Annotated in this window: 24 protein-coding genes; 9 read left to right on the top strand and 15 right to left on the bottom strand. The window is 55.8% G+C overall.

The genetic code is table 11. The annotated features are described in order from the left end of the window. Nucleotides 1-44: 44 nt before the first annotated feature. Nucleotides 45-338 carry a YkvA family protein gene (locus JUJ53_RS13530; RefSeq protein WP_204152557.1) on the bottom strand — a complete coding sequence of 98 codons (294 nt, stop codon included), beginning with the start codon at nt 336-338 and terminating at the stop codon, nt 45-47. Nucleotides 339-481: 143 nt separating this feature from the next. Between JUJ53_RS13530 and JUJ53_RS13525 the strand changes: the two genes are divergently transcribed. After that, on the top strand, nt 482-1561 hold the full coding sequence (locus JUJ53_RS13525) for a cation diffusion facilitator family transporter (protein WP_204152556.1): 1080 nt from the start codon (nt 482-484) through the stop codon (nt 1559-1561). 116 nt (nt 1562-1677) lie between these two features. Here the strand turns inward: JUJ53_RS13525 and JUJ53_RS13520 are convergent, their stop codons facing one another. The 4 genes from JUJ53_RS13520 to JUJ53_RS13505 form a co-directional block, all read right to left on the bottom strand. After that, nucleotides 1678-3435, bottom strand: coding sequence for a DUF3685 domain-containing protein (locus tag JUJ53_RS13520; RefSeq protein WP_204152555.1), 1758 nt, complete (start codon nt 3433-3435; stop codon nt 1678-1680). A 304-nt stretch (nt 3436-3739) separates the two neighbouring features. After that, entirely contained in the window at nt 3740-4084 is a 345-nt protein-coding gene (locus JUJ53_RS13515; RefSeq protein ID WP_204152554.1) for a ribulose bisphosphate carboxylase small subunit, read from the bottom strand. Between the two features lie 119 nt (nt 4085-4203). After that, nucleotides 4204-4611 carry a chaperonin family protein RbcX gene (locus JUJ53_RS13510; protein ID WP_204152553.1) on the bottom strand — a complete coding sequence of 136 codons (408 nt, stop codon included), beginning with the start codon at nt 4609-4611 and terminating at the stop codon, nt 4204-4206. 85 nt (nt 4612-4696) lie between these two features. Then, nucleotides 4697-6127, bottom strand: a complete 1431-nt coding sequence (locus JUJ53_RS13505; protein ID WP_204152552.1) for a form I ribulose bisphosphate carboxylase large subunit — start codon at nt 6125-6127, stop codon at nt 4697-4699. A gap of 696 nt (nt 6128-6823) precedes the next feature. Between JUJ53_RS13505 and JUJ53_RS13500 the strand changes: the two genes are divergently transcribed. Beyond that, nucleotides 6824-7033, top strand: a complete 210-nt coding sequence (locus tag JUJ53_RS13500) for a hypothetical protein (protein ID WP_204152551.1) — start codon at nt 6824-6826, stop codon at nt 7031-7033. A gap of 96 nt (nt 7034-7129) precedes the next feature. Then, a complete protein-coding gene (locus JUJ53_RS13495) occupies nt 7130-7717 on the top strand; it encodes a DUF3611 family protein (protein WP_204152550.1) in 588 nt (195 codons plus the stop codon). 203 nt (nt 7718-7920) lie between these two features. Here the strand turns inward: JUJ53_RS13495 and JUJ53_RS13490 are convergent, their stop codons facing one another. Further along, on the bottom strand, nt 7921-8715 hold the full coding sequence (locus JUJ53_RS13490) for an alpha/beta hydrolase (protein ID WP_204152549.1): 795 nt from the start codon (nt 8713-8715) through the stop codon (nt 7921-7923). Nucleotides 8716-8765: 50 nt separating this feature from the next. After that, entirely contained in the window at nt 8766-9476 is a 711-nt protein-coding gene (locus JUJ53_RS13485; protein ID WP_204152612.1) for a lysophospholipid acyltransferase family protein, read from the bottom strand. Nucleotides 9477-10025: 549 nt separating this feature from the next. On the opposite strand from JUJ53_RS13485, the gene JUJ53_RS13480 reads away from it, so the two are divergent. After that, nucleotides 10026-10625: a superoxide dismutase gene (locus JUJ53_RS13480; protein ID WP_204152548.1), complete on the top strand. Its 600-nt coding sequence runs from the start codon at nt 10026-10028 to the stop codon at nt 10623-10625. A gap of 300 nt (nt 10626-10925) precedes the next feature. Here JUJ53_RS13480 and JUJ53_RS13475 read toward each other — a convergent pair whose 3' ends face one another. Continuing rightward, the gene (locus JUJ53_RS13475; RefSeq protein ID WP_204152547.1) at nt 10926-11057 is read right to left on the bottom strand and encodes a photosystem II reaction center protein Ycf12; all 132 of its coding nucleotides are present in this window, start codon (nt 11055-11057) and stop codon (nt 10926-10928) included. Between the two features lie 364 nt (nt 11058-11421). Between JUJ53_RS13475 and JUJ53_RS13470 the strand changes: the two genes are divergently transcribed. From JUJ53_RS13470 to JUJ53_RS13455, 4 genes are all read left to right on the top strand, one after another. Further along, nucleotides 11422-11772, top strand: a complete 351-nt coding sequence (locus JUJ53_RS13470; RefSeq protein ID WP_204152546.1) for a YkgJ family cysteine cluster protein — start codon at nt 11422-11424, stop codon at nt 11770-11772. 138 nt (nt 11773-11910) lie between these two features. Next, nucleotides 11911-12351 carry a TMEM165/GDT1 family protein gene (locus JUJ53_RS13465; protein ID WP_343327952.1) on the top strand — a complete coding sequence of 147 codons (441 nt, stop codon included), beginning with the start codon at nt 11911-11913 and terminating at the stop codon, nt 12349-12351. Nucleotides 12352-12393: 42 nt separating this feature from the next. Beyond that, the gene (locus tag JUJ53_RS13460; RefSeq protein ID WP_204152545.1) at nt 12394-12702 is read left to right on the top strand and encodes a TMEM165/GDT1 family protein; all 309 of its coding nucleotides are present in this window, start codon (nt 12394-12396) and stop codon (nt 12700-12702) included. A 166-nt stretch (nt 12703-12868) separates the two neighbouring features. Further along, nucleotides 12869-14227, top strand: a complete 1359-nt coding sequence (locus JUJ53_RS13455) for a histidine phosphatase family protein (protein ID WP_204152608.1) — start codon at nt 12869-12871, stop codon at nt 14225-14227. A 52-nt stretch (nt 14228-14279) separates the two neighbouring features. Here JUJ53_RS13455 and JUJ53_RS13450 read toward each other — a convergent pair whose 3' ends face one another. The 7 genes from JUJ53_RS13450 to JUJ53_RS13420 form a co-directional block, all read right to left on the bottom strand. Further along, nucleotides 14280-14993 (bottom strand): DUF2808 domain-containing protein, encoded by a 714-nt coding sequence (locus JUJ53_RS13450; RefSeq protein WP_239125037.1) that lies wholly within the window; start codon nt 14991-14993, stop codon nt 14280-14282. After that, nucleotides 14929-15927, bottom strand: a complete 999-nt coding sequence (locus tag JUJ53_RS13445; RefSeq protein ID WP_204152544.1) for a PhoH family protein — start codon at nt 15925-15927, stop codon at nt 14929-14931. The genes JUJ53_RS13450 and JUJ53_RS13445 overlap by 65 nt, the downstream gene beginning before the upstream one ends. 51 nt (nt 15928-15978) lie before the next feature. Then, nucleotides 15979-16359, bottom strand: coding sequence for a KH domain-containing protein (locus tag JUJ53_RS13440; RefSeq protein WP_204152543.1), 381 nt, complete (start codon nt 16357-16359; stop codon nt 15979-15981). Nucleotides 16360-16363: 4 nt separating this feature from the next. Next, nucleotides 16364-16720 (bottom strand): 30S ribosomal protein S16, encoded by a 357-nt coding sequence (rpsP, locus tag JUJ53_RS13435; RefSeq protein ID WP_204152542.1) that lies wholly within the window; start codon nt 16718-16720, stop codon nt 16364-16366. Nucleotides 16721-16998: 278 nt separating this feature from the next. Next, nucleotides 16999-18477, bottom strand: a complete 1479-nt coding sequence (ffh, locus tag JUJ53_RS13430; RefSeq protein ID WP_204152541.1) for a signal recognition particle protein — start codon at nt 18475-18477, stop codon at nt 16999-17001. 117 nt (nt 18478-18594) lie between these two features. Beyond that, nucleotides 18595-19452 carry an urease accessory protein UreD gene (locus JUJ53_RS13425; RefSeq protein ID WP_204152540.1) on the bottom strand — a complete coding sequence of 286 codons (858 nt, stop codon included), beginning with the start codon at nt 19450-19452 and terminating at the stop codon, nt 18595-18597. A gap of 116 nt (nt 19453-19568) precedes the next feature. Continuing rightward, entirely contained in the window at nt 19569-20852 is a 1284-nt protein-coding gene (locus JUJ53_RS13420) for an HhoA/HhoB/HtrA family serine endopeptidase (RefSeq protein WP_204152539.1), read from the bottom strand. A 597-nt stretch (nt 20853-21449) separates the two neighbouring features. On the opposite strand from JUJ53_RS13420, the gene JUJ53_RS13415 reads away from it, so the two are divergent. Further along, entirely contained in the window at nt 21450-22721 is a 1272-nt protein-coding gene (locus JUJ53_RS13415) for a dihydroorotase (RefSeq protein WP_204152538.1), read from the top strand. Nucleotides 22722-22734: the final 13 nt, after the last annotated feature.

Raw genomic sequence — 22734 nt, 5'->3', positions numbered from 1 at the left:
TCGCTCCCCTAGATGTAAGACAAGCGATCGCTTCGACATCATCCTTAGTCCATCACTTCGACAACAACCGGGTCAGCAGTGGCGGTATCTTGGCGATTCTTAGCCTTCGAAGCGGTGCGGGCTTTCAAAACTTCCATGGCCATCTGCGATAGCTCTGTCACCAATAGGGTCACGATGATGCCATCATCCAACCAACCGATCACGGGAATGAAATCTGGAGCGAGGTCAATGGGGCTAATCAAATAGACGATCGTTGCAATCACGATGATCCAGCGATACTTGGCGTTGCGCAGGGTGGAACGATACCAGGCGTAAAAGGATTGGGCAAGATTCTTCATGGGTGGCCTCAAAGGGGGTGATGCTTTCCATTGTTCCAAGAAATTGGGCGATCGCCCAGTGTAGATATTGCCCTCCAGGGGTAGGGTGTTCCCCCCACCGGCCATCCGCAATGGAGCGATCGCTGCTGTAGGGGCCCAGATCCATGGCTCAAAACCAACCGTTTCCCGTCACACTAGAATGGAGCATAGCGATCCTCTGCTGTATCCTGTTTGACCTGTCTGAACCCGATCGAAGCATGTTGCACCCTCACTCTGGCCCTCTCAACCCGATTACCTGTGACTGTTGCCCCCCGGATCCGACCCATGATCTAGAAGCGGCGGCGGTTAAACTCCAACGGCTCTGGCTAGCGCTGGTGCTCATGGGCGGTTTTGCCTTAGCAGAAGGGGCGATCGCTCAGTTCAGCCATAGCTTGGCCCTGCTGGCGGAGTCGGTGCATATGATTTCCGATTGCCTGGCCTTGGGGCTAGCGCTTTTGGCTAGTTGGCTGGCCCAGCGTCCTGCCACCCAGCGCGCCACCTTTGGCTACCGCCGCATCGAAATTTTGGCGGCCTTGGTGAATGGATTAGGACTATTGGCGATCGCTCTGTGGATTGGTGGGGAAGCGATCGCTCATTTGCAAACGCCCCATGCAGATATTTTGAGCCGACCCATGCTGATCACGGCGCTGGTGGGCTTTGGCATCAATACCCTGAATGCATCGTTGCTGCACCATCATAGCCACGATGACTTGAACATCCGTGGCGCATTTTTGCATATGGTGGCGGATGCGGCCAGTTCTGTAGGGGTTGTGATTGCCGCGATCGCCATCGCCCTCTGGGGCTGGACTTGGGCAGATGGCCTGATTAGTTTGCTGGTGGCCGGACTAATTGGTCTGGCTACCCTACCGTTGATGTGGCAAAGTTTACGGGTGCTGCTCGAAGCCGTTCCGCCCCATCTAGATGTGGACACGATTCGTACCCATCTCCTAAGTTTTGAGCCGGTCAGCCAAGTCCAGCGCCTACACCTCTGGGCGATCGCCCCCGGCCAGGTGATGCTAGCTGCCCATCTTTCCGTATCGCCTACCCACGTAGACGGCCGCGATCGCCTCCTGGCAGAACTGCAAACCTCTCTGCATGAGCAATTTGGCATCAGCCAGTGCTACTTACAAATGACCCATCCCTACTCAGCTCTGATGTCTAGCCTGCCATCCCTAAGTCCTTCCCAGGATGAAGCGCTGCGGTAGACTAGTACCGAAAGATAGAAGAACGAAGACAGAAAAACGAAAAAGACTTCTAGGACACACAAGGATTCCTGCTTTAGCAACTAGGCGGGTTACGTCCGCCTCAGAGTGCTAGCTTCCTACTTGCGACTAAAGCGGCTATCCTGCCAAGCATCGCCCACGCCCTTGAGAATGCCTCGGGCAATTAACCCAATGCCGCGCCCCACCACGTCGGTCAACACATAGATGACGCCGCTGCCCACAAAGGCGATCGCTGCCCGCAGACGAGGAGACACCGCATCACGGGCTTCCAGCGCGAGGGTGACCACGTAGGGCAAGCCAGACAGTTGCTCTAGATCCTGGGTGCGCGGTGCATAGACAGCCACTTGGCGAATGGCCCGCCCCCGCAGGGCAAACAGGCGATACTGACTTTCAAACATATCCGTCGGCTCGGCAAAGTAGCGGCTTAGCCGATAGCGCCAGGATAGATCATTGCGGAAGCGCTCCATCTCTCGAAAGGACATGACGCGGCGATCGTAGAGCGCCTGTTTAATCGGCTCTACGTTGGCAAAGCGATCGAGTAACGGCTGCACGACGGCGTTGGCTAGCTGGATGACCAAATGGTCGAGAATTAGCTCCGCACGGGCGATCGCTGCCGGATTGCCCACCGGATAGGCCGTTCGTTCCACCCACAGCGGGGTTTGAAACAGGAGATGGGCCAGCCAGTCCACTACAAAGGGAATGGGATCGAGCAGTTCTCGCTGAATGCGTTCCTGATCGTCTAAAATCACGGCGACTACTTCCACCGAGCGATCGTTGAGCGAAACGGTGTAGTAGCGTCCTAGAAAATCAATCACCACCGCCTGCCATAGATCGAGCAAAATGGGCGATCGCTTCGTCTCCAGCTCATCCGGCTGCACCTGGGAGTAGCGAAGTTCATCCAAGATTGCTTCCAGTCGCCGCAAAATCAGATAGCACAATTCCCGCCGCTTTTCATCCCGCAGCACGTCGATTTCTAGGGGCATTTGGGTTTGGTTGATCAACGGCTGCTGTAATTTGGCCAACACTGCGTCAAATAAGATCGATTGCACATCATGCACCGCTGCCAACTGTGGTTCTAGGGCCCCCGGCACCGGCAGTTGCACGATCGCTCTGGTCTCATCGGGGGGTGGGGGCGAAGATTCCGGCTCCGGCTCGGGTTCCACCCTGGGCAGATCCGGCACCAGCCAGCGCCGCACCAGCCAGCGAGCTGCCTGCAGTTCCCGCTGTCGCCCTTCTATAATCAGCCGCTCCACCTCGTCCATGGGGTTCTCTAGGCTGGCGGCGATCGCTGCTAGGGCATCCTCAATTTGCTGCAGTCCCGATTGTCCAGTCTGTCGCCAAAGCCTGCCCCAGGGGCCCAGGGGTTGCCCGATCGCCCTAGGTGTTTCAGCGGCAGGAGCGATCGCCCCCTCATCGGCAACTAACCAGGTCGCTTGACCCGACCGCAGACGACGCATCACCCCCACCAGCACCTCTGCTGTCGCTTGGCGAGGACAATAACCATCGGCATCCACCTGCTGCGCCGCGGCAATGAAGATGGCTTCCGAGCGATCGCTTAAGAGCAAAACCGGGCGATCGGGCTGATCCTGCTTCAACTGTCGGCACAGATCTAGCCCTTGCATGGCTGTGGAGTCCCTCGCTCCTAGGGCAGCCTCTAGAACAATCAGATCAAGAGGGTCTGCATCCGATCGCATGGATAGGATATCGAGGGCGATTGCCCCCGTCTCGGCTTCTGCTACCACCTGTAGATCGGGAAAACGCTCCAGCCCCAACCGAAACCCCAACCGAAACACCGGGTCGGAGTCCACGATCATAATCTTGACGACCCGAGTGACGGCAGACTCTGACGGAGACACAGGGCGATCGCTCCACTGACGAATGAATGACGTTTTGGCCGCGCGTTATCAGGTATGGAACCAGCGGGCTAAATGCACTTTAGCTTAGCACTCTGCCCTATTCTTTGGGCATAGCATCCCTTGGTGCTCTTCCGTGACAACGCATTGAACAATCATTGAAAAAAGGAGGTAGATGATTCTACCTCCTCAACTGCAACGGGATGTTAGTGTTCCAGTTATTGTTCCAAATCTAGGATCAATAACAGCCGTTGCGGCACCAAGCCTAAGGTCTCAATCCTGAAACCTCAAACTTACGTCTTCAGCCTTAGTAGCGGAAACCGCTGTTGGCACCGGGCTTGTGGACGATAAAGCTTAGGGTTTGGCACTGTTTGATGTTGTCAAAGGACACAACACGCACATAGCATTCGCGGTATTCGGTGCGGCATTCGTTCACTTCTGCCAACACATCCTGCACAGAAGCAACACCAAATAGGGGCAGCTTCCACATCGTCCAGTAGTTCTCGGTGGGTTCAGAGGTTTCGTTGAACTCGATGCAAGGAATAAAGCCTTGATCCAGCATGTACTGAACTTGACGAGCAATTTGCTGATCCGTCAGCGGGGGCAGGTAGGACAGATTCTCGTACCGGCGCTCTTTAGGTAATGTCTTCATAGCTCGGGTCTTTATCTCTGAATTGTGGGTTGTGAAAAAACGTGACTGGCACCATGGCTGAGAGCATTTAGGGACTGGAGAGCGATCTCTGTCTCAACCCCTTGATGATCAACCGTGGACTAGTCAGACGGGCGATCGCCCTCTTCCATCACGTCAGGAGTAGCTTCTAAATCCGGTACGGCAGCCGCTGAAAGCTGCGTCATCCGTTCCAGATACTGACGGCGGTGCTCCATATTGGCCTGTTGGATGCCCGTCCGCACCATTTCTGGTAAATAGTCGGCTACTTCTTCCGCAAGATGGGCGCGCACCGTCATCACTCGGAATGCAAGGTCTTGGTTGGCTTGCATCAAGTCGCTTAAATAGACTTCTCCATCCTGGATTTTGCCCGTTGTGGAAAAGTTATTCAGCCACAGGGAGAGGGGAGGGTTAGTTTCGCCCAACTGGCTCACCACCACTCGCACAGCCTGATACGTGAGGTAGCTCACCAAAACCTTGACCGTGTCTTTCGCTATTCTTTTGAGATCCATGACTGACCTCAGACCTTGGGAAGATGGGCTGGAGGGAGGATAAACTCACTGAAAAATATGGCCCATCCTCCACCATCGCCTCAGATCAGACGGTATCTACGGCTTCGAACTCAAACTTGATTTCCTTCCACACTTCGCAAGCCACGGCGAGTTCAGGAGACCACTTAGCCGCTTCACGGATGACATCGCCACCTTCACGCACCAAGTCACGACCTTCGTTACGCGCTTGGATACAGGCTTCCAGCGCCACCCGGTTAGCGGTTGCACCTGGTGCATTACCCCAAGGGTGACCCAAGGTACCACCACCAAACTGCAGCACGGATTCATCACCGAAGATTTCCACCAGTGCCGGCATGTGCCACACGTGGATACCACCGGATGCTACGGCCATCACACCAGGCATGGATGCCCAGTCTTGCGTGAAGTAGATACCGCGAGATAGATCTTTCTCGATGTAGTTTTCGCGCAGGAGGTCGATGAAACCAAGGGTGATGTCGCGATCGCCCTCCAGTTTACCCACAACGGTACCGGTGTGGATGTGGTCACCACCGGACATCCGTAGACATTTTGCAAGAACGCGGAAGTGCATCCCGTGGTTCTTCTGACGGTCAATCACGGCGTGCATAGCGCGGTGAATGTGCAGCAACATACCGTTGTCACGACACCACTTAGCTAGGCTGGTGTTGGCGGTGAAACCAGCGGTCAAGAAGTCATGCATGACGATCGGCATGCCCAACTCTTTCGCAAACTCAGCCCGCTTGAACATTTCTTCGCAGGTGGCAGCAGTCACGTTCAGGTAGTGACCCTTGATTTCGCCCGTTTCTGCTTGAGCCTTGTGGATGGCATCTGCTACAAACAGGAAGCGATCGCGCCAGCGTTGGAACGGCTGAGAGTTGATGTTTTCGTCATCTTTGGTGAAGTCTAGACCACCACGCAGACATTCATAGACGGCACGACCGTAGTTCTTCGCCGACAGACCCAATTTGGGCTTAATGGTACAACCCAACAGAGGACGACCGTACTTGTTCAGCTTGTCGCGCTCAACTTGGATACCGTGGGGAGGGCCTTGGAACGTCTTCAGGTAGGCAACCGGAATCCGCAAATCTTCTAGACGAAGAGCCTTCAGCGCCTTGAAACCAAACACGTTACCGACAATGGAGGTCAGTAGGTTGGTGACAGAGCCTTCCTCGAACAGGTCGAGGGGGTAGGCGATGTAGCAGATGTATTGGTTGTCTTCGCCACGCACGGGTTGAATGTCGTAGCAACGACCCTTGTAGCGATCGAGATCGGTCAGCAAGTCTGTCCAAACCGTCGTCCAGGTTCCTGTGGAAGACTCAGCCGCAACCGCTGCACCAGCTTCTTCGGGTGGTACTCCAGGCTGAGGAGTCATCCGGAATGCAGCCAAAATATCGGTATCTTTAGGTGTGTAATCCGGCGTGTAATAGGTTAATTTGTAATCCTTAACACCGGCATCATACCCAGCTTTCGACTGGGTTCTCGTTTGTGAATAAGACATCGTTTCCCTTCCTAATGAATCGCTGAGATCCGAACAAAATTTCCCTCTGCTTAGCTCAAGCGGAGCGCTCTAAGCAGGCCGTATCTATCTCAACAGGCAACCTGTATCAGGGGCGAACCTACACAAACCAAGATGGCAGGCGAACAAAAGCCATCCACTTGCTTAATTCTTAGCTAAACATTGAGGTTCACCAAAAACTATATCAGGAATCCAATAAGCACAACTTCGAATCTTCTTTGCTGACACATAAGGTTTGTTTATGTTTTGTTTATAATTGTTGCGAATCCTATGAAATCGTTCATTTTGTATAGTTTTTTGTCCTTAAATTCGGCAAAAGGATTTAAAAGTTTACGTTGATGCGATCGCTTCCCCTAGTATTTCTAAAGATAAGTAAACTTGCTTGATTATGGGCCGGCCATGCTGAGCGATTAGGGGTCAGAACTCAGGAGTTGGGATTCGGGAGTTGGGATTCGGGAGTTGGGACTCAGGATTCAGTCCTTGGGAGTTCTACCTTCTGCCGTCTACCTTCGGCTGCCGCAACCTCCAGATTTTCGTACTATATAAGTAGACAGTATGAGTAGACAGCAGACCTACGGTAGACCTGCATAGGTAGACATCAGTAGATCGTGCCATCTAGATGGCAATTTAGGCAGTCGCCCTCAGCGGCTCTACGTCCCATTGGTGAGGAGAACAACCATGTTTACAAACGAACTATCCCCGCTGCTGAAAGAACTAGCATCTCAGCCCGTGGCCTTTCTCGGCGGTTTTGTGAGCGGCGTCTTGCGCCTCAATTTAACCGACGAACCGGTGAAAAGCTGGCTCGACAAGCAGGCAGGACGTCCCTCCACGCCCCCCACAGACACGAATGGACATCAAGATAGGCCGCAGTCCATCACCATTGATTAGCTCCCGGTGATTAATGATACGGTTAGGGGAACGGGTTGCACCGGTCAGCCCCATGTCCGCTGACCTGTCACCGCTTCTGGTTTTTCGTCAAGCACTATGGCATCCAATCTCGATCGACCGAATCTATCTGCGGCGGTGCAGCGCATTGCTCAAGCCTTTCGTATGACAGGCTGGATCAGCCTTTGGATCCAGGGAGTGTTGGCGGTTGTGTCAACGCTGGTGCTCCTCTTTTCCACGGTGATTCTTCAGGTCGAAAATCGATCGCCCAATCAAGCGATCACCAATCCGGGAGCAGGAGCGGGGGTCGCCCTAGCCATCGTGGGTATCATAGCGCTCTACGTTGGCGTCTATTGGTCTTTTCGCTACACTCGCCTCTCCCGAGCGTTGAAGACCAGCGATCGCCCCCCAACGCCCAAAGCCTTGATGGATGCCATTCGCATCGGCTTGATCATCAATATGGTTGGCATGTTCATTACCCTGCTGGGGGGAGAGGCCCTAGTAGGGTCTTTGTTTGCCAAGGCTTTATCCCAACCACAGTCGGGCGTGGCGCTCTACGAACGGATCACCCAGGCGGTGCAGCCTATCGATATTTTGGTGGTGCAGGCGAATACCAATACGGTGCTGGCCCACTTTGTCGGCCTCGCTGGATCGCTGTGGCTGCTGCGATCGCTAAATCGTTCCTAGATGCCACATCATGGTCGATGGGTCTTGACCAAGGTGCCACGATGGATCGAGAGATCTACACCAGAGACAAGCAGCAGCCCCCCGTTCCTAGGTCTCCTAGTACTTCGAGGCGTAATTAATCCGCCTATTTGCTGAGGCGGGAAAGCGTGCGTGTCCTGGAATTCCTGTTCGTTTTTCTGTCTTCGTTCTTCTGTCTTGCGGTACTAGGGCATGAAATCACACTGCTGCAAAATGTGGCGGAGGCTGATGGACTCTTCCAGCAGACAAGCATGACCACTCTGGGGCAACAGGTAGGTCTGGGCTGGGGCAATCAACGATTCTAGGCGGCGGGCTTCATCAACGGAGGGCAAGAGGCGATCGCAACCGCTGGCAACAATCAGCGTGGGCATGGAAATCCGCCGCAGATGATGATCCGGCACGTTCAAATTATGCAGCAGCGACAGCCGCCATTGGGCACTTTGATGGCTGACGCTCTGCATGGCGGAGAGGAGAGCCCGTCGTCCCGCGTCTGATATCCGGTTGAGGGCTGCCAAAAAGGGCAGAATACTCAGGCAGGAGTAGGGGTAGAGGATGCCCGGCAGCCATTGGGTGAAGTGAGATCCCCAGCGGATGAGGGTTGCCCGCTCAAAGGATGAGGCCGGGTTGACCAAAATTAAGCGCTGAAAAAGCCGGGGCGATCGCAGGGCGAGCTTGAGCGCTAAACATCCACCAAAGGACTCGCCAAAGAGATAGATTTGCCCTGTGGCGCTAGAAAACTCCATCTCAATCAACTGCAGCACTTGATCCGTCAAGGCATCCCATGAGCTGAGGTCGTCGCCGGGGATGGATAAACAGCGCACATCAAACGCATCACCTAGCTGCCGTGCCTGGCCATGCTGCAATTGAGCCGTACCGTCCATGCCTGGCAACAAGATGAATGGCGGCTGGCCGGGATTGGGAGCACAGGGCTTTAACAACTGACAGCGCTGGCGCTGGGCGGACTCCAAAACATTTACCATAGGGTTCTATTCAACGGGAATGGGATTCGAGGGGAAGGTTGGTGAACCATCTATCCTCCATGGCGCAGCAGGTGATCGATATCGGCCTGGCATTGCTCCGTCAACTCGGTAACCATAGACCGAGCCTGCCGCCCTTGGTAGGCTTGGCGATGCTGAGGCGTGATCCAAATCGGCTGTCCCACCACCACATCAACCTGTTGATACATGACTAGGGGATGCCAACCCGCTTGGTGAAACAGGGGCTCGGATGGATCAAACCAGCTCAGCAACTGCAGCGGAAAGACAGAATGGGTCATCTCCTGCCGGGAAGCGATCGCAATGGGCAAAATGGCCAAATTTTCCACCGGTGCCCGCAGGGCTAAATGGGCAAACCCCCGATGAAACGATCGAGTTTCGGTGGGGGGCGTCAGTTCCACCATCGGCTGGGCTCCTTCAGGGAAAATGCCGATCGCCTGCTGAGCCTTGAGCAAATGCACCGCCTGCTGGAAAAAGCTGCGCTGATGATCGTCAGCCGCTCCTAGGGGAAAGCAGCCAAACCCTGTAACAATTTCGTTCAGCACTGGCACCCGACTCATGTAGTGGTGGCAGGCAAAGCGAACAGGACGGCGGGAGGCCATCATCACCAAGGGGGCATCCAAAATACTGCGATGATTGCTCACCACCATCAAACTGGCCCCCGACGGCAAGGCAGCTCGGTGGTGATAGGTGACCTGGGTTCCCAGAGTGGATAACAACTGTTGAGAAAGGGCCAGCGGATTCATGGCAGGAGCTGGAGAAAGTTGCACAGGGCTATGTAATGAAGCGTCTTGCTACGATCTTAATTTTTCTTTACGGAAGCGGCAAGGTAGGGATATCCCCGCTTTTCAGGGTTTTTGTCGATGGCGCAGCTCGATGACCTACGCCTCTATAGCCAGATAGAAACCTAGGCTATGGCTGATGGTACACCTAGACCGAGGCGATCGCTCCTTCTCTCTACTCGCCCAGCCCCTTTTGATTCTCGCACTGCATGTCTGCTGTCCCACACAGAAATCAGACGATCCGATCTAAAATGTAAAGAAATCCTACATGAGTCTCTCACAACGTCTCCCCTTCGGAGGATGAAGTGATCGGAGTCAGCAGGATAGGATGCAGAAAGAGATCGATAGGGCAACACCTGATGCTTGCCAACGCGATCGTTGAGCATTTCAACCTCAACCCCTGCACACCTTAACGATAGAACGTATGCTAAGGCTTCCTGGCACTGCTAGGGCTTTAGACAAAGCGTGACTGTGTGCCTCACAATGAAGATTACTGCGAAAGGATGAACACCTATGGCTTACGAATTGCCGGCACTGCCCTACGACTACACTGCGCTAGAACCCTACATTTCTAAGGGCACCCTAGAATTCCACCACGATAAGCACCATGCCGCCTACGTGAGCAAGTTTAACGATGCGGTGTCTGGAACCGATCTAGACAGCAAATCCATTGAAGACGTGATCAAGGCGATCGCGGGCGATGCATCGAAAGCTGGCCTCTTCAACAATGCGGCTCAAGCTTGGAACCATAGCTTTTACTGGAACTGCATGAAGGCCAACGGTGGCGGCGCTCCCAGCGGTACGCTAGCGTCCAAAATTGATGCAGACTTTGGTAGCTTCGACAAATTTGTGGAAGCCTTCAAAACGGCTGGAGCTACTCAGTTCGGTAGCGGCTGGGCTTGGCTCGTGCTCGACAACGGCACCCTCAAGGTCACCAAGACGTTGAATGCAGACAATCCTCTGACCGCTGGTCAAGTGCCTCTGCTGACCATGGACGTGTGGGAACATGCCTACTATTTGGATTACCAAAACAAGCGCCCAGACTACATCTCCACCTTCCTCGATAAGCTGGTGAACTGGGACTTCGTTGGTCAGAACTTAGCCGCAGCTTAGGGGCGTTATCCCAGTCATAAGACCATCCCAGTCATAAGACTTGGGTTATCTATGAAATGACAAAAGACCTGGGTCGTGATGGCTCAGGTCTTTTGCTGGGTATAAACCGTTCGATCATCCTGAACCTGTCGCGAGATCAGACATCGTTCAAAGATAGACGTGCGTTACGGCTACGCCTAAGCAAGCCACATGATTGCCATCCCGTGATCGACCTTGGGTTGGCGCAAAAAAAGCGATCGCCCTGATCGTTGAGATGGGCGATCGCTTCTATAGAATTACGGGGGCTGGTTAATGTCAGGCTTAGAGATCGCCGCCTCGGGCTGCCAACACAAAAATCACCACTGGCCCAGCAATCATAATCATTCCAACCAAGGTCAACTGCGCGATCGCTTCCCAGTTAACGCCACCAATAATGCTTGTTAAAGCCTCCATCGCTCCTCCCAAAGTTTCGATCAGTAAACGTGCTTAGCTTAAACTATAGCGGGAACTCAGACAGATTCCCGGTACCATAGTACAGGGGAAGCTCACCGATATTTTAAGGAATTTTACAAAAATTAGGACGGTTGCCCTTAACGGCGAAAGCAAGGGTCGTGATTTCCCAGCCTGCATCCCTGGTTGATCACCCACAACCTTGATGAAACCAGCCTATGCGACGATGAGGGCCATTCTTCTGGATGGAGCATGGCACCTCATAATTCAGCCAAACGCGATCGCTCCCGGATAACCTGAATCGCACTAGGTCGCCCCCTCGATGTAACCCTTCCCCCACCATTCACTCCTACTCTTCAGCAGACTAATGGCCACTTGGCAATGTGTTAAACAATGTGGGGCTTGCTGCCAGCTCGATCCCACAGAACGTCCAGACCTTGATACCTACCTCGACCCCGACGAACTAGCTCTCTACCTCAGCATGGTGGGCGATGACGGCTGGTGCATTCACTACAATGCCCAATCGCGGGAATGCAGCATCTATGACGATCGCCCTCGGTTTTGCCGGGTGCAGGCGGATGTGTTTGAAGACCTGTTTGGCGTCAGCCCAGACGAACTCAACGACTTTGCCATTGAATGTTGCCACGAGCATATCGAAGGCATCTATGGCGATCGCAGTTTAGAAATGCTGCGTTTCAACCACGCCGTCGGCATTTGAGGCTGGTTTCCAACCCTTGAAAATAGCGTAGATGGGGTGATCTAACGCCAAGCTGAGACTGATTCGAGAGCGATCGGGTTGCGATCGCTTGCCTTTCTAAGGAATAATATGAAAAGAAAATGAAATAACCTGCTGCCTGTGACTAACCTGCCGCCCCCGTCTTCATCCACTCAGCTTCCCCCGCTATCCACCCCATCCGTAGCGGTTCTAGAGGAGGCTGAGGTGCAAGCAGCCGACTCCGGAGCGACTCCTAGCTCCCCAGCCGCTCCGCCGACAGGTGTCCAGGGTCTGACGCTGCAGATTGAGTCTAAGATTTTTGTTTCGACCTTTATCACGATTTTTCTGGCCGAGTTGGGCGACAAAACCCAGCTCACCACCCTGCTGATGAGTGCCGAATCCCAGGCACCCTGGATCGTCTTCCTCGGAGCTGGGGCCGCGCTGGTTACCACAAGTCTCATTGGGGTTTTGGTGGGGCGCTGGCTTTCGAACCGAGTTTCCGAAGCAGTCCTAGAAAAATCGGTGGGAACGCTGCTGATCAGCATTTCCCTATGGCTGGTGTGGGACATTGTTCAACTCTAGTGCAGCCACCTGTTTTGCCCCATTGAGAGGACTCAAGCCACCATGGATTTCAATCTCCTCGGCCTCAGTTTCGTCACCGTATTTTTGTCGGAACTAGGCGATAAGAGTCAAATTGCAGCGATCGCCCTTGGCGGTAGCTCCAAGTCCCTGCGAGCGGTATTCTTGGGCACCTCCGCTGCCTTATTGTTGGCGAGTTTCTTGGGCGTGTGGCTGGGGGAAGGCGTTTCGCAATTGCTGCCTGTCCATTGGGTGAAAACCATTGCTGCGGTTGGCTTTGCGGTCATGGGCGTGCGAATGCTTTGGCCCAAAGCGGCTGAGGTGGACGAAGCCGCTCCCTGTGGCGACGAGTGATGGGTTAACGCCAGTGATCGTTCACCAGCGATCGCTCAGGGATTATGAGACAATCTTTGGGGATCGGAACCGAGACCGGTAAAATTTTTGTAGCCCATGGTAGGTCAAGCAGCGATCGCCTTGGCCTGGCCATCATTCATCGATACAGATATTGGAGGACAGAACCCTGAATACTCGCGTCATTCTCGTACGACACGGCGAGAGCACCTACAACGTTTTGCGGAAAATTCAGGGACAGTGCGACGAATCGACCCTGACTGACCTGGGCCAGCAAGGGGCCATCCAGGTAGGACAAGCTCTGCAAGGTATTGCCCTAGACGCGGCCTACTGCAGTCCACTCCAGCGGGCCCAGCAAACCGCTACCTTAATCCTCGAAACCCTGGCACCCAGACAAGCCGTGCCCGCCCTCCAGCAACGAGATGATCTCAAAGAGATTAACTTGGTGAACTGGGAAGGGTTGACCTTCAAAGAGGTCGAGGAACAGTTTCCCGAACAGGCGCGCCTGTGGCACCAAGAACCCCATCGGTTGACCATGGAGCAGGTCACAGAGGCAGGAACGACCACCATCTATCCGCTGCTGGATTTGTTTGACCAAGCCACCCAGTTTTGGAAAGATACCCTCCCCCGCCACGCTGGGCAGACGATTTTGGTGGTGGCCCACAGCGGCATCAACCGCGTGTTGATCGCAACGGCGTTGGGCCTACAGCCCGAACATTATGTGCGTCTCTACCAATCCAATTGCGGCATCAGCGTATTGAACTTCCCCCATGGCTGGGGTGAGCCAGCTCAGCTTGAGTCGATGAACCTAACGGCCCACCTTGGTAAACCCTTACCTGCAGTTCGGGCCGGGCAAGGCGGCTTCCGGCTCTTGCTGGTGCGCCATGGGGAAACCGATTGGAACCGCGATAAGCGTTTCCAGGGACAGATGGATATTCCTCTCAATGAAAACGGCTATGCCCAAGCGGCTGGTGCAGCGGAATATCTCAAAGATGTGTCCTTGACCCGCGCCATCACCAGTCCCCTCCTACGCCCTAAGCAAACAGCGGAATCGATCCTCACCCACCACGCCGGTCTCGACCTGGAGCTGATGGAGGGGTTGAAGGAAATTAGTCACGGTCTCTGGGAAGGCAAGCTGGAAGAAGAGATTGAGGTGGACTATGCCACCGAGCTGCAAGATTGGAAAGTCGCGCCCGAAACGGTGCAAATGCCCGACGGCGAGAACCTACAGGATGTCTGGACGCGATCGGCAACAGCCTGGGAAGCGATCGCCCGTTCTACACCCGTGGCGCAGCCTGGGGAACCCTTGCCTACGGTGCTGGTCGTCGCCCACGATGCTGTCAATAAGGCTATTCTTTGTGACTTGATGAACCTTGGCCCCGACCAATTTTGGCGGTTTAAGCAAGGTAATGGTGCCGTCAGCGTCATCGACTACCCCCATGGAGCGGAGGGCTTGCCGGTGCTACGAGCCATGAACATTACCACTAGCGGCAGTGTCTTAGATAAAACGGCGGCAGGCGCACTGTAGCTTCGCCTCCTCGGTAGGACTCAAGCAGGCTTGCAGCTCATGGGCGTGGATGTCAATGCCAGAAGGGCCGGTAGTCGGGTTGATAAAAATGTAGCCGACCGTAGCCGAGAAACTGCCCATGGGTCTGCTCACCAGGGGGATAGGCCGTGACGCCAAAGAGGTACACGCCATCACGGCGCGGATTGCGCTCGGGGCGGATGGCTAAGGTGACCGTGGTGCCAGGAGGTACGGCAGGCTCAAACTCGACGGTTAAGGCCTGGGTTTCCTCGTCATACGCCGTGGACTGAATCGCCAGGGCCTCTCCCCGGCTGCGCCGGGTACCTGCAAAGGCGGTGGTGCGGTCGGTGCGGTAACGGATGCGTTGACTGGCGCTGTTGCCCGACTCGGGGGCGATCGCCACGGTTTTGAGGGGTTCACCGGCATTGTCTGGCACCTCTAGGGTGAAGTAATAGGTGCCGCCGGCAGTGGAGGCGGTGGAGCGGCTGGTACTGGTGTCGATTAAACTAGGCGGGCGCTCAAAATAAACGGTGCCATCGGCAAGTTGGAGGGCGATCGCTTGTGGAACGATGCCAACCATACCGATCCCCAGCGCTGCGGCTAGACCAAGGTTCAGAGTACGATTCATCTGCCTGTCCTTCATCGTGCTATCTCCATGATAGCGATCGCCTTCGACGACGGTTGGAGGTTGGGCTAGGGCGATATTAGGGGCGATCGCTCGACCGCAGATCTGGCGATCGCAGGGGTGTCGATTGTTCTTGGCGCTCATAGGCCGCCACAATCCGCTGCACAAGGGGATGGCGCACCACGTCCGATGCGGTCAGATGGCAGAAGGCAATGCCCTCCACCCGATGAAGAATTTTCTCTGCCACAGCCAAGCCCGACTGCTGGTAGTGGGGTAGATCGGTTTGGGTGACATCGCCGGTCACCACCATGCGCGACTGAAAGCCTAGCCGCGTCAGCACCATTTTCATCTGGGCTGGGGTAGTATTTTGCGCCTCATCCAAAATCACAAAGGCTTTATTCAGGGTGCGTCCCCGCATGTAGGCCAAGGGAGCCACTTCAATCACCCCACGCTCCATGAGGCTGGGGATTTTCTCCGCATCTAAGAATTCGTAGAGCGCATCGTAGAGCGGACGCAGGTAGGGGTTAATTTTTTGCTGCAAATCCCCCGGCAAAAACCCCAACCGTTCCCCGGCTTCCACCGCTGGTCGAGTCAAAATCAGACGCTCATACTCATTATTCAGCAGCGCCTGCACCGCCACCACAGCGGCTAGGTAGGTTTTCCCGGTGCCGGCTGGGCCAATGCAAAAGGTGAGGTCGTGGCTGCGAATAGCCTGAATATAGTGGCGCTGGCGGAGAGTTTTGGCGCGTACCGCCTCACCGCGGCGCGTGCGGGCCAAAACATCAGACTGGAGGGCCTGCAGCTCCACCTGTCGCTGGGTATCCCAGGCATGGGACACGGTTTGGATGTCCACCGACGTCACCGGGGATCCGGTTTCCCAATAGGGCTGCAGCAGATCGATTAAGTCTTTACAGCGGCGCATTTGGGCATCTGAGCCCGAAATCAGCACCTGCTGCCCACGCAGCACGATGGAGGTGCCGGTATGCTTTGATAGCTGTTTTAAATTTGCTTCTTGGGGGCCTGCCAGGGCGATCGCACTCTCTGGACTTGGCAACTCAACCGTCAGCATCTGGGTCATACACAACAATACCTACGGTGAGAACATGATTCCCACCCTATCATTCTCACCCTAGGACTCGTCTTGGGCACTGCGCGATCGCGGCCGCACGGGGGGAGTAGGGCGGGACGATCGCGGTGCGGCTGGTCGGGGCGCATCTTCAGTGGGTAGTCCATAGACATCAAGATGGGCTATCTGCTGGGCTGACTGAGCCGCGATGCGCAATACCGTCCGAATGGCTTGAATATTTCGCCCACCCCGACCAAACACTCGCCCGCGATCGGATTCCTCAAAGGCCACCCGCAGCCACACCCGATTGGATGTGGGCATATATTCACAATCGACGCTCAAGGTGGCAGGCTGCTCTAGAAACGGCTCAATTAAGAACCGCAGCAGCGCCTCATAGTTGGGCGTAGATTCTGCAGGGGATGGCAAGGCGGAGGGGTCAGACATGGACTTATTCAGCCTCGGAACTATCCTCAGATGGAGCCGCTTCTACAGCGGTCTCAGTAGCGGTCTCGGTAGCAGGCTCAGCAACTGCCACAGCAGAATCTTTCGGAGCATATTTGGATACGGGACGCTCTAGGATGCTGGCGCGCTCCAGAATATGACGAACGGTCTCAGTGGGCTGTGCGCCCTGCTGCAGGCGACGGAGGATTCCATCGACATCTAAACGGGTTTCATCGGTACGCGGATTGTAGAACCCTAGTTCTTCCAAGGGGCGTCCGTCCCGACGAGCGCTGCTATCCATAGCAACAATGCGGTAGCTGGCTTCACGCTTTTTGCCGAACCGCTTCAATCGCAGTTTGATCATGCCTGAAAAGAGTTCTCCTAAAACAACTGAACGTAGACCATCAACACAAAATTCTTGACCCTATCTCCAAGCGATCGCGCTGGCAGGGCTAGCGACAACCCCCATGACGTGACCTTAGCCTTGGGCTGTAGGTACTGACTGGCTGACGACGTGCCAAGTCAAACTTAGCCCCTTGACCCCAGCGACATACGGGTTAAACACCAAGTACATGATTATATCATCGATTACATGGATTGGCGTAGCGCCGCTTCAATGCTGGAGGTCTAAAGGGGCGATCGCTAGAGGGAGCCAAAGCCTTTTTTCTTCTTGTCTTTCTTTTTCTTTTTGCCCGCCGTGCCGCCGCCAGGATAGCCTCGCCAGCCGGGACGCGGCCCGCCACCGCCCATGCCTGGCATCCCGCCGCCACCGCCAAAGGGATTGCCCATGCCGCCCATACCCGGCATTCCCATGCCTGGCATCTGCCCGCTGCCCATTTGCTGCATCATGGTGCGCATACGCTGGAAATCGCTGACCAGCTTGCTGACATCATTGAGGCTATGACCCGACCCTTGGGCGACGCGCTTACGGCGGCTGGGCGACCCGGACAGGATCTCTGGATTTTTGCGCTCCTCCTTGGTCATGGAGTTGATCATGGCTTCCGATCGCTTGAGCTGGACTTCGCCTTGCTCTAGCTGATCGCTGGAGATTTTGCCCATGCCGGGGATCAGCTTCATCAAGCCGCCCAAGGAGCCCATGTTTTTCAACAGGCGCATTTGCTTGAGGAAGTCGTCAAAATCAAACTGAGCGGAGAGGATTTTCTCCTGCATCTTCTCTGCTTCAGCAAAATCCACCTCTTCCTGGGCTTTTTCCACCAGGGTGAGCACATCACCCATGCCCAAAATGCGGGAGGCCATGCGATCGGGGAAGAAGGGCTGTAGGGCCTCCACCTTTTCGCCTACCCCGATGAACTTAATCGGCTGTCCGGAAATACGGCGCACCGACAGGGCAGCACCCCCTCGGGTATCGCCATCCATCTTGGTGAGAATGGCACCGGTGACCCCAATTTGCTCATGGAAGGTGCGGGTGAGGTTGGCGGCCTCTTGCCCGGTCATGGCATCCACCACCAGCAAAACTTCGTGGGGCTGCACCATCTCCTTGACCTGGGCCAACTCGCCCATCATGTCTTGGTCAATTTGCAGCCGACCTGCCGTGTCGATAATCACCGTATCAATGCCCTCTTCCCGAGCTCGCGCCACCCCTTGGCGGGCGATCTCCACGGGATTGGCATCGCTGCCTAGCTCAAACACCGGCACATTAATCTGCTTACCCAGGGTAATCAACTGATCGATCGCCGCCGGCCGGTAGACGTCAGTGGCCACCAGCAGGGTGGAGCGATCTTGCTTACGTAGGTGCAGCGCTAGCTTAGCCGAGGCGGTGGTTTTCCCTGTCCCTTGCAAACCGGCCATCAGCACAATGGTGGGCCCGTCTTCCGCTTGGGCTAGGGGAGCATTGGTTTCCCCCATCACCTCCACGAGCTGGTCGTAGACAAGTTTGATGAACTGTTGGTCGGGACGGACGCCGGAGATCACCTCAGCCCCTTGCGCTCGGGTTTGCACCTCAGCGACAAAATCTTTCACCACCTGCAGACTGACATCTGCCTCCAGCAAGGCCCGCCGCACTTCCCGCAGGGCTTCCTGAATGTTGGCATCGGAAATCTTGTCTTGACCGCGAAGCTTTTTCCAGGCTCCTTCCAATCGCTCGTTTAGGGCATCAAACATACGTCAGGCTAGGGTTAGGGTCTACAACAGGCGATCGCTTCCACAACAGAAGCGCGTCTTTCTCAAGTCTTCTTTCTCAATTCTAAGGGGTGAGGGGCGTCTCGATCGGCTAATTGGCTAGCGAGGCCAAACCCGTGGACTACAGGGAGGGCGATCGCCCCACGTTTGGCGAACATCCTGCCAGACCTGGGTAAACCAGCGGCGGGCGGTACTTGAAGCGGGGCCACGGTAGCGACAGAGGTAGCCCGACTGCAGTTGGGTCACCCCGGCATCCCCAGGCTGGTTGATCTCAGTCCAGAGCGATCGCGCCCGTTCTAGCTGCTCCGGCTGGGGCGATCGCCCCAGGATGGCAAAACTACCGACGACGGGATAGCCCGCTAGACCGTGGGGGCTGGTGAGCAGGTCAGCATTGGCCGGTAGCCATTGGGGATCGATCCACAGGGGTTTGCCCTGCTGCCACACTTCCGTATGCGATCGCCATTCGCCCTCGGTGAAGGTTTCTTGGCGGGCGGTGCGACCAAAGCGCGTGATCTCCCAGCCTAGCCATAGAGCCTGATCCCCTAGCTCAACCCGGATGGTTTGATGCAGCCGTCCTCCTTGGAAGACGATCAGCTCTTGGGGCAGCCATTCTAGCCAGGCTCCGGCTCCTAGGTTTAGGGTGACAGACTGGGTCGCGGTTTCGCCAGCGCTGCCGTAGAGCTTGTTGGCTGCCGCCGTGGTCAGGAGGGCATGGGTGTGAGGCGCTAGATCTACCGTCGTGGATAAGCGATCGCCCCCGACGATGCCGCCTGCCGTGTGCAGCATGACGCCATGGCAAACCCCATCCTCTGGGTAAAAGGGGCGTTGAATTTTGTAGGGAGCGCGGGCGTGGCGATGGGCCAGGTAGGTGCGCCCGGTGTCGTCGGTGTCAAAGCTCAGGTGCAACTGCCCGTGCCATCCAGTAGGACGGTGGGACGCGATGGGGGCAGTGGTCATAGCAATCTCTAAAGGGGTGTGAGGAGAAGCGATCGCCGCCTATTCTACCAAGATCCGTCGCCGGGCTTTGCTCATGGCCAAGACTTTGGTGATAAGCAACCGTCCTAGGGCAATCCTTAGCGCATCTGCGACGGAAATTCTCCCGTTTGCACCGTCAAAGATTGGGTATCACCCTCACGCCATAGGCTGATCTGTAGGCGATCGCCCACATTACTACTCCGCACCACGTCTTGAATATCTTGACCGGTGGCGATCGCCTCCCCGTTAATCTCCTGAATCACATCTCCAGCTTGCAGGCCGCCTAGGGATGCAGGGGAGCCCGGCGCAACCTCTACCACCACCACACCCTGATCGATGTCGAGTTGCTGGGCGCGGTTGAGATTCGCATTCAGCTCTTGCTTCACATCCTCAGTCAGCTCCACCATGCGAATGCCCAGATAGGGATGCTGGACGCGACCGTTCGTAATGAGCTGGTTGGCAATATCCTGCACCACGTTGATGGGAATCGCAAAACCTAGACCCTGCGCCCCACCAATGATCGCCGTATTCATGCCGATCACCTGGCCGCGATCGTTCAACAGCGGCCCGCCGGAGTTGCCGGGATTAATGGCAGCATCGGTTTGAATAAAGCTCACTTGCTTATCGGGGATGCGGACATCGGCGCTGCTGCGTCCCGTGGCGCTGATGATGCCAGCGGTGACCGTATTGTCTAGCCCGAGGGGGTTGCCAATGGCGATCGCCCATTCCCCAGGACGGATCTCCTCGGCATCTCCCAAGCGCACAATCGGCAAGTTGCTAGCGCTAATGCGAATCACCGCCACATCCGTGACCGGATCCTGTCCCACCACTTCGCCTTCAAATTCTCGTCCATCCCGCAGGGTAACGGTGACCCGATCGGCTCCATCAATGACATGGGCATTGGTGATCACCAAACCATCATCCGCCAAGATAAAGCCTGAGCCAACGCCATCGGTCATCTGTCCCATGTTGGGAGACATATTGGGAGAGCCGCTACTGCCAAAAAATCGTCGTAGCGCCGGATCGTCAACTCCGCCGGGTAAGACGGCCATGCGCCGCTGGGCATCAATGCGCACCACCGCCGGCCCCACCTCATCGACGACATCGGCAATGAAGCTATCTCCGCGATCTGCCAAGACCTGCCCCGACGTACCCAGGACGGGTTCCGGTGTAGGGCGATCGCTTCTGACCTCTGTTAATTCTATCGGCGGCGATGAACTAGCCCGCTCGGGGGTGGCTGCTAGCCAACGATCGACCAAAACGACACTAGACGTACCTACAACGGTTAGTAGAACATATAATCCAATGCGAGCCAGCGACGCACCCCGAGATGACGGTGATAATGAAGATAAATCTGTCCACTGTGGTTTGTGTTGTGCCATGACCAATCTCCTGTTCTATACCCGACGCAACGCCGGCGATCGCAAGTCCACCTAGACCCTTTCATCCCACGGCTGAATGAGTGCAGACTGGGGTAATAGGGACATCCTAGGCTTTCATCATTAGCCTAAGAGACCTATGTGGCGGAGATATGACAGTCATATTCCAAAGATATGGAGTCTTAGCGATCCCCATCTTGAAGACTGCGATCGCCCTAGCCTTGATTTCATCAGCTATTCGCCTTAGTTTGACTCACCGACGACAATTTGTCACATCAAGTTCATGTCAATCACAAACGGTTGACACATCCCCTTGATACGGTTAAGTCATCAGGTGAATGAATGCAAGGGAGGAGCAGGGATTGCCCTCGTTGAGATTATCTCGTCGAGGAACCAGCAATTCGAACTGCTCCTTTTTTTTGTCTAGTTTTTGGTTGTCTAGTTTTTGGTCTGAGCGTTTGATGGGGCAGGTTGGGTCTATAAACCGACCTGCAGAGCTATTTCACCATTCTTGAATTCACCATTATCGAGCTACCCAGGTCTTGATAGAGTAAGTAGCGGGCGATCGCCCCACTTGCATTTTCCCGGTGAAATTCAGCTATGACTACTGTCCTGTTGCCAGCCGTGCGTCTTCTCGATCCCATTCGCCAAACGGATAGCGTAGCGGATGTACTGGTTCAAGACGGGATTGTCCAAGCGATCGCGCCCGCCATCGATGCACCGGCGGACACCGTGATTGACAAGCGCTCCGGTCTGGTCATGGGCCCAGGATTGATGGATCTCTACAGCACCAGCGGTGAGCCGGGGTATGAGGCGCGGGAGACATTGGAGTCGTTGCTCAAGTCCGCCGAGGCTGGGGGATTTACCCGGCTGACGCTCTTGCCTCACATGCAACCGCCCATGGATAACCCCGCCATGGTCACCTGGCTGCGATCGCGGCTGCAAACCTGTGCTAGCGCGGTGCGCGTTGAGCTGTGGGGGGCTTTAACCCAAGGACTCCAGGGCGATCGCATGGCCGAGCTGGCCGAGTTGGCAGAGGCGGGGGTGGTGGGCTTTACCGATGGCCAACCCATCGCCCAACTGAACCTGCTGCATCGTTTGCTCGACTATCTGACGCCCTATGGAAAACCCTTGGCGCTATGGTGCTGCGATCGCTCTCTTTCCTACGGCGGCACGGCCCGAGAAGGACAGGACTCGATTCGTCTGGGACTTCCCGGTCATCCGGCCATGGCGGAAACGGCAGCGATCGCGGCGGTGCTGGAATGTTTAACGCCAGAGTCTTCACCGGTGCATGTCATGCGGATTTCCACGGCCCGCAGTGTGGAGCTGATCCAGCAGGGCAAGCAGCGCGGCTTACCCATCACGGCCAGCACAACCTGGATGCACCTGCTTTGGACGACGGCAGATTTGGAGCACTATGATCCCAACCTCCGGCTAGATCCACCCTTGGGTACTCCAGCGGATCGAGCGGCCCTCGTCCAGGCGATCGCCACGGGGGTGCTCGATGCGATCGCCGTCGATCATACGCCCCACACCTACGAAGATAAGACCGTTGCCTTCAATGAAGCGCCGCCTGGAGCCATCGGACTAGAGCTGGCCCTACCCCTACTGTGGGAGGCCTTTGTGGCAACGGGGCAGTGGGATGCCCTGACCCTGTGGAGCTGCTTGAGTACTCACCCGGCTCTCTTCCTCCAGCAAGAACCGCCCCAGATCGCCGTGGGGCAGTCTGCAGAGCTAACCCTGTTTGATCCCCATGCCGACTGGACGGTGACCCGACAAACCCTCCAGTCGCGATCGCACAACACGCCGTACCTAGGGCGATCGCTGCGTGGTCGGGTCATTCCTTGGACGCAACTGATGGACGAACTGTAGAGACTACCTACAG

The sequence above is a fragment of the Leptolyngbya sp. CCY15150 genome (genome assembly GCF_016888135.1).
GTDB lineage: Bacteria > Cyanobacteriota > Cyanobacteriia > RECH01 > RECH01 > RECH01.
The sequence above is the reverse complement of the archived record's forward strand: the minus strand, read 5'-3'. Positions and strand labels throughout refer to the sequence as shown.

What these genes read in the sequence shown, in the direction of transcription:
- JUJ53_RS13530 (WP_204152557.1), bottom strand. Translation starts at nt 338, where the DNA reads ATGAAGAATCTTGCCCAATCCTTTTACGCCTGGTATCGTTCCACCCTG.
- JUJ53_RS13525 (WP_204152556.1), top strand. Translation starts at nt 482, where the DNA reads ATGGCTCAAAACCAACCGTTTCCCGTCACACTAGAATGGAGCATAGCG.
- JUJ53_RS13515 (WP_204152554.1), bottom strand. Translation starts at nt 4,084, where the DNA reads ATGAAGACATTACCTAAAGAGCGCCGGTACGAGAATCTGTCCTACCTG.
- JUJ53_RS13510 (WP_204152553.1), bottom strand. Translation starts at nt 4,611, where the DNA reads ATGGATCTCAAAAGAATAGCGAAAGACACGGTCAAGGTTTTGGTGAGC.
- JUJ53_RS13505 (WP_204152552.1), bottom strand. Translation starts at nt 6,127, where the DNA reads ATGTCTTATTCACAAACGAGAACCCAGTCGAAAGCTGGGTATGATGCC.
- JUJ53_RS13500 (WP_204152551.1), top strand. Translation starts at nt 6,824, where the DNA reads ATGTTTACAAACGAACTATCCCCGCTGCTGAAAGAACTAGCATCTCAG.
- JUJ53_RS13495 (WP_204152550.1), top strand. Translation starts at nt 7,130, where the DNA reads ATGGCATCCAATCTCGATCGACCGAATCTATCTGCGGCGGTGCAGCGC.
- JUJ53_RS13490 (WP_204152549.1), bottom strand. Translation starts at nt 8,715, where the DNA reads ATGGTAAATGTTTTGGAGTCCGCCCAGCGCCAGCGCTGTCAGTTGTTA.
- JUJ53_RS13485 (WP_204152612.1), bottom strand. Translation starts at nt 9,476, where the DNA reads ATGAATCCGCTGGCCCTTTCTCAACAGTTGTTATCCACTCTGGGAACC.
- JUJ53_RS13480 (WP_204152548.1), top strand. Translation starts at nt 10,026, where the DNA reads ATGGCTTACGAATTGCCGGCACTGCCCTACGACTACACTGCGCTAGAA.
- JUJ53_RS13475 (WP_204152547.1), bottom strand. Translation starts at nt 11,057, where the DNA reads ATGGAGGCTTTAACAAGCATTATTGGTGGCGTTAACTGGGAAGCGATC.
- JUJ53_RS13470 (WP_204152546.1), top strand. Translation starts at nt 11,422, where the DNA reads ATGGCCACTTGGCAATGTGTTAAACAATGTGGGGCTTGCTGCCAGCTC.
- JUJ53_RS13460 (WP_204152545.1), top strand. Translation starts at nt 12,394, where the DNA reads ATGGATTTCAATCTCCTCGGCCTCAGTTTCGTCACCGTATTTTTGTCG.
- JUJ53_RS13450 (WP_239125037.1), bottom strand. Translation starts at nt 14,993, where the DNA reads ATGAGCGCCAAGAACAATCGACACCCCTGCGATCGCCAGATCTGCGGT.
- JUJ53_RS13445 (WP_204152544.1), bottom strand. Translation starts at nt 15,927, where the DNA reads ATGACCCAGATGCTGACGGTTGAGTTGCCAAGTCCAGAGAGTGCGATC.
- JUJ53_RS13440 (WP_204152543.1), bottom strand. Translation starts at nt 16,359, where the DNA reads ATGTCTGACCCCTCCGCCTTGCCATCCCCTGCAGAATCTACGCCCAAC.
- rpsP (WP_204152542.1), bottom strand. Translation starts at nt 16,720, where the DNA reads ATGATCAAACTGCGATTGAAGCGGTTCGGCAAAAAGCGTGAAGCCAGC.
- ffh (WP_204152541.1), bottom strand. Translation starts at nt 18,477, where the DNA reads ATGTTTGATGCCCTAAACGAGCGATTGGAAGGAGCCTGGAAAAAGCTT.
- JUJ53_RS13425 (WP_204152540.1), bottom strand. Translation starts at nt 19,452, where the DNA reads ATGACCACTGCCCCCATCGCGTCCCACCGTCCTACTGGATGGCACGGG.
- JUJ53_RS13420 (WP_204152539.1), bottom strand. Translation starts at nt 20,852, where the DNA reads ATGGCACAACACAAACCACAGTGGACAGATTTATCTTCATTATCACCG.
- JUJ53_RS13415 (WP_204152538.1), top strand. Translation starts at nt 21,450, where the DNA reads ATGACTACTGTCCTGTTGCCAGCCGTGCGTCTTCTCGATCCCATTCGC.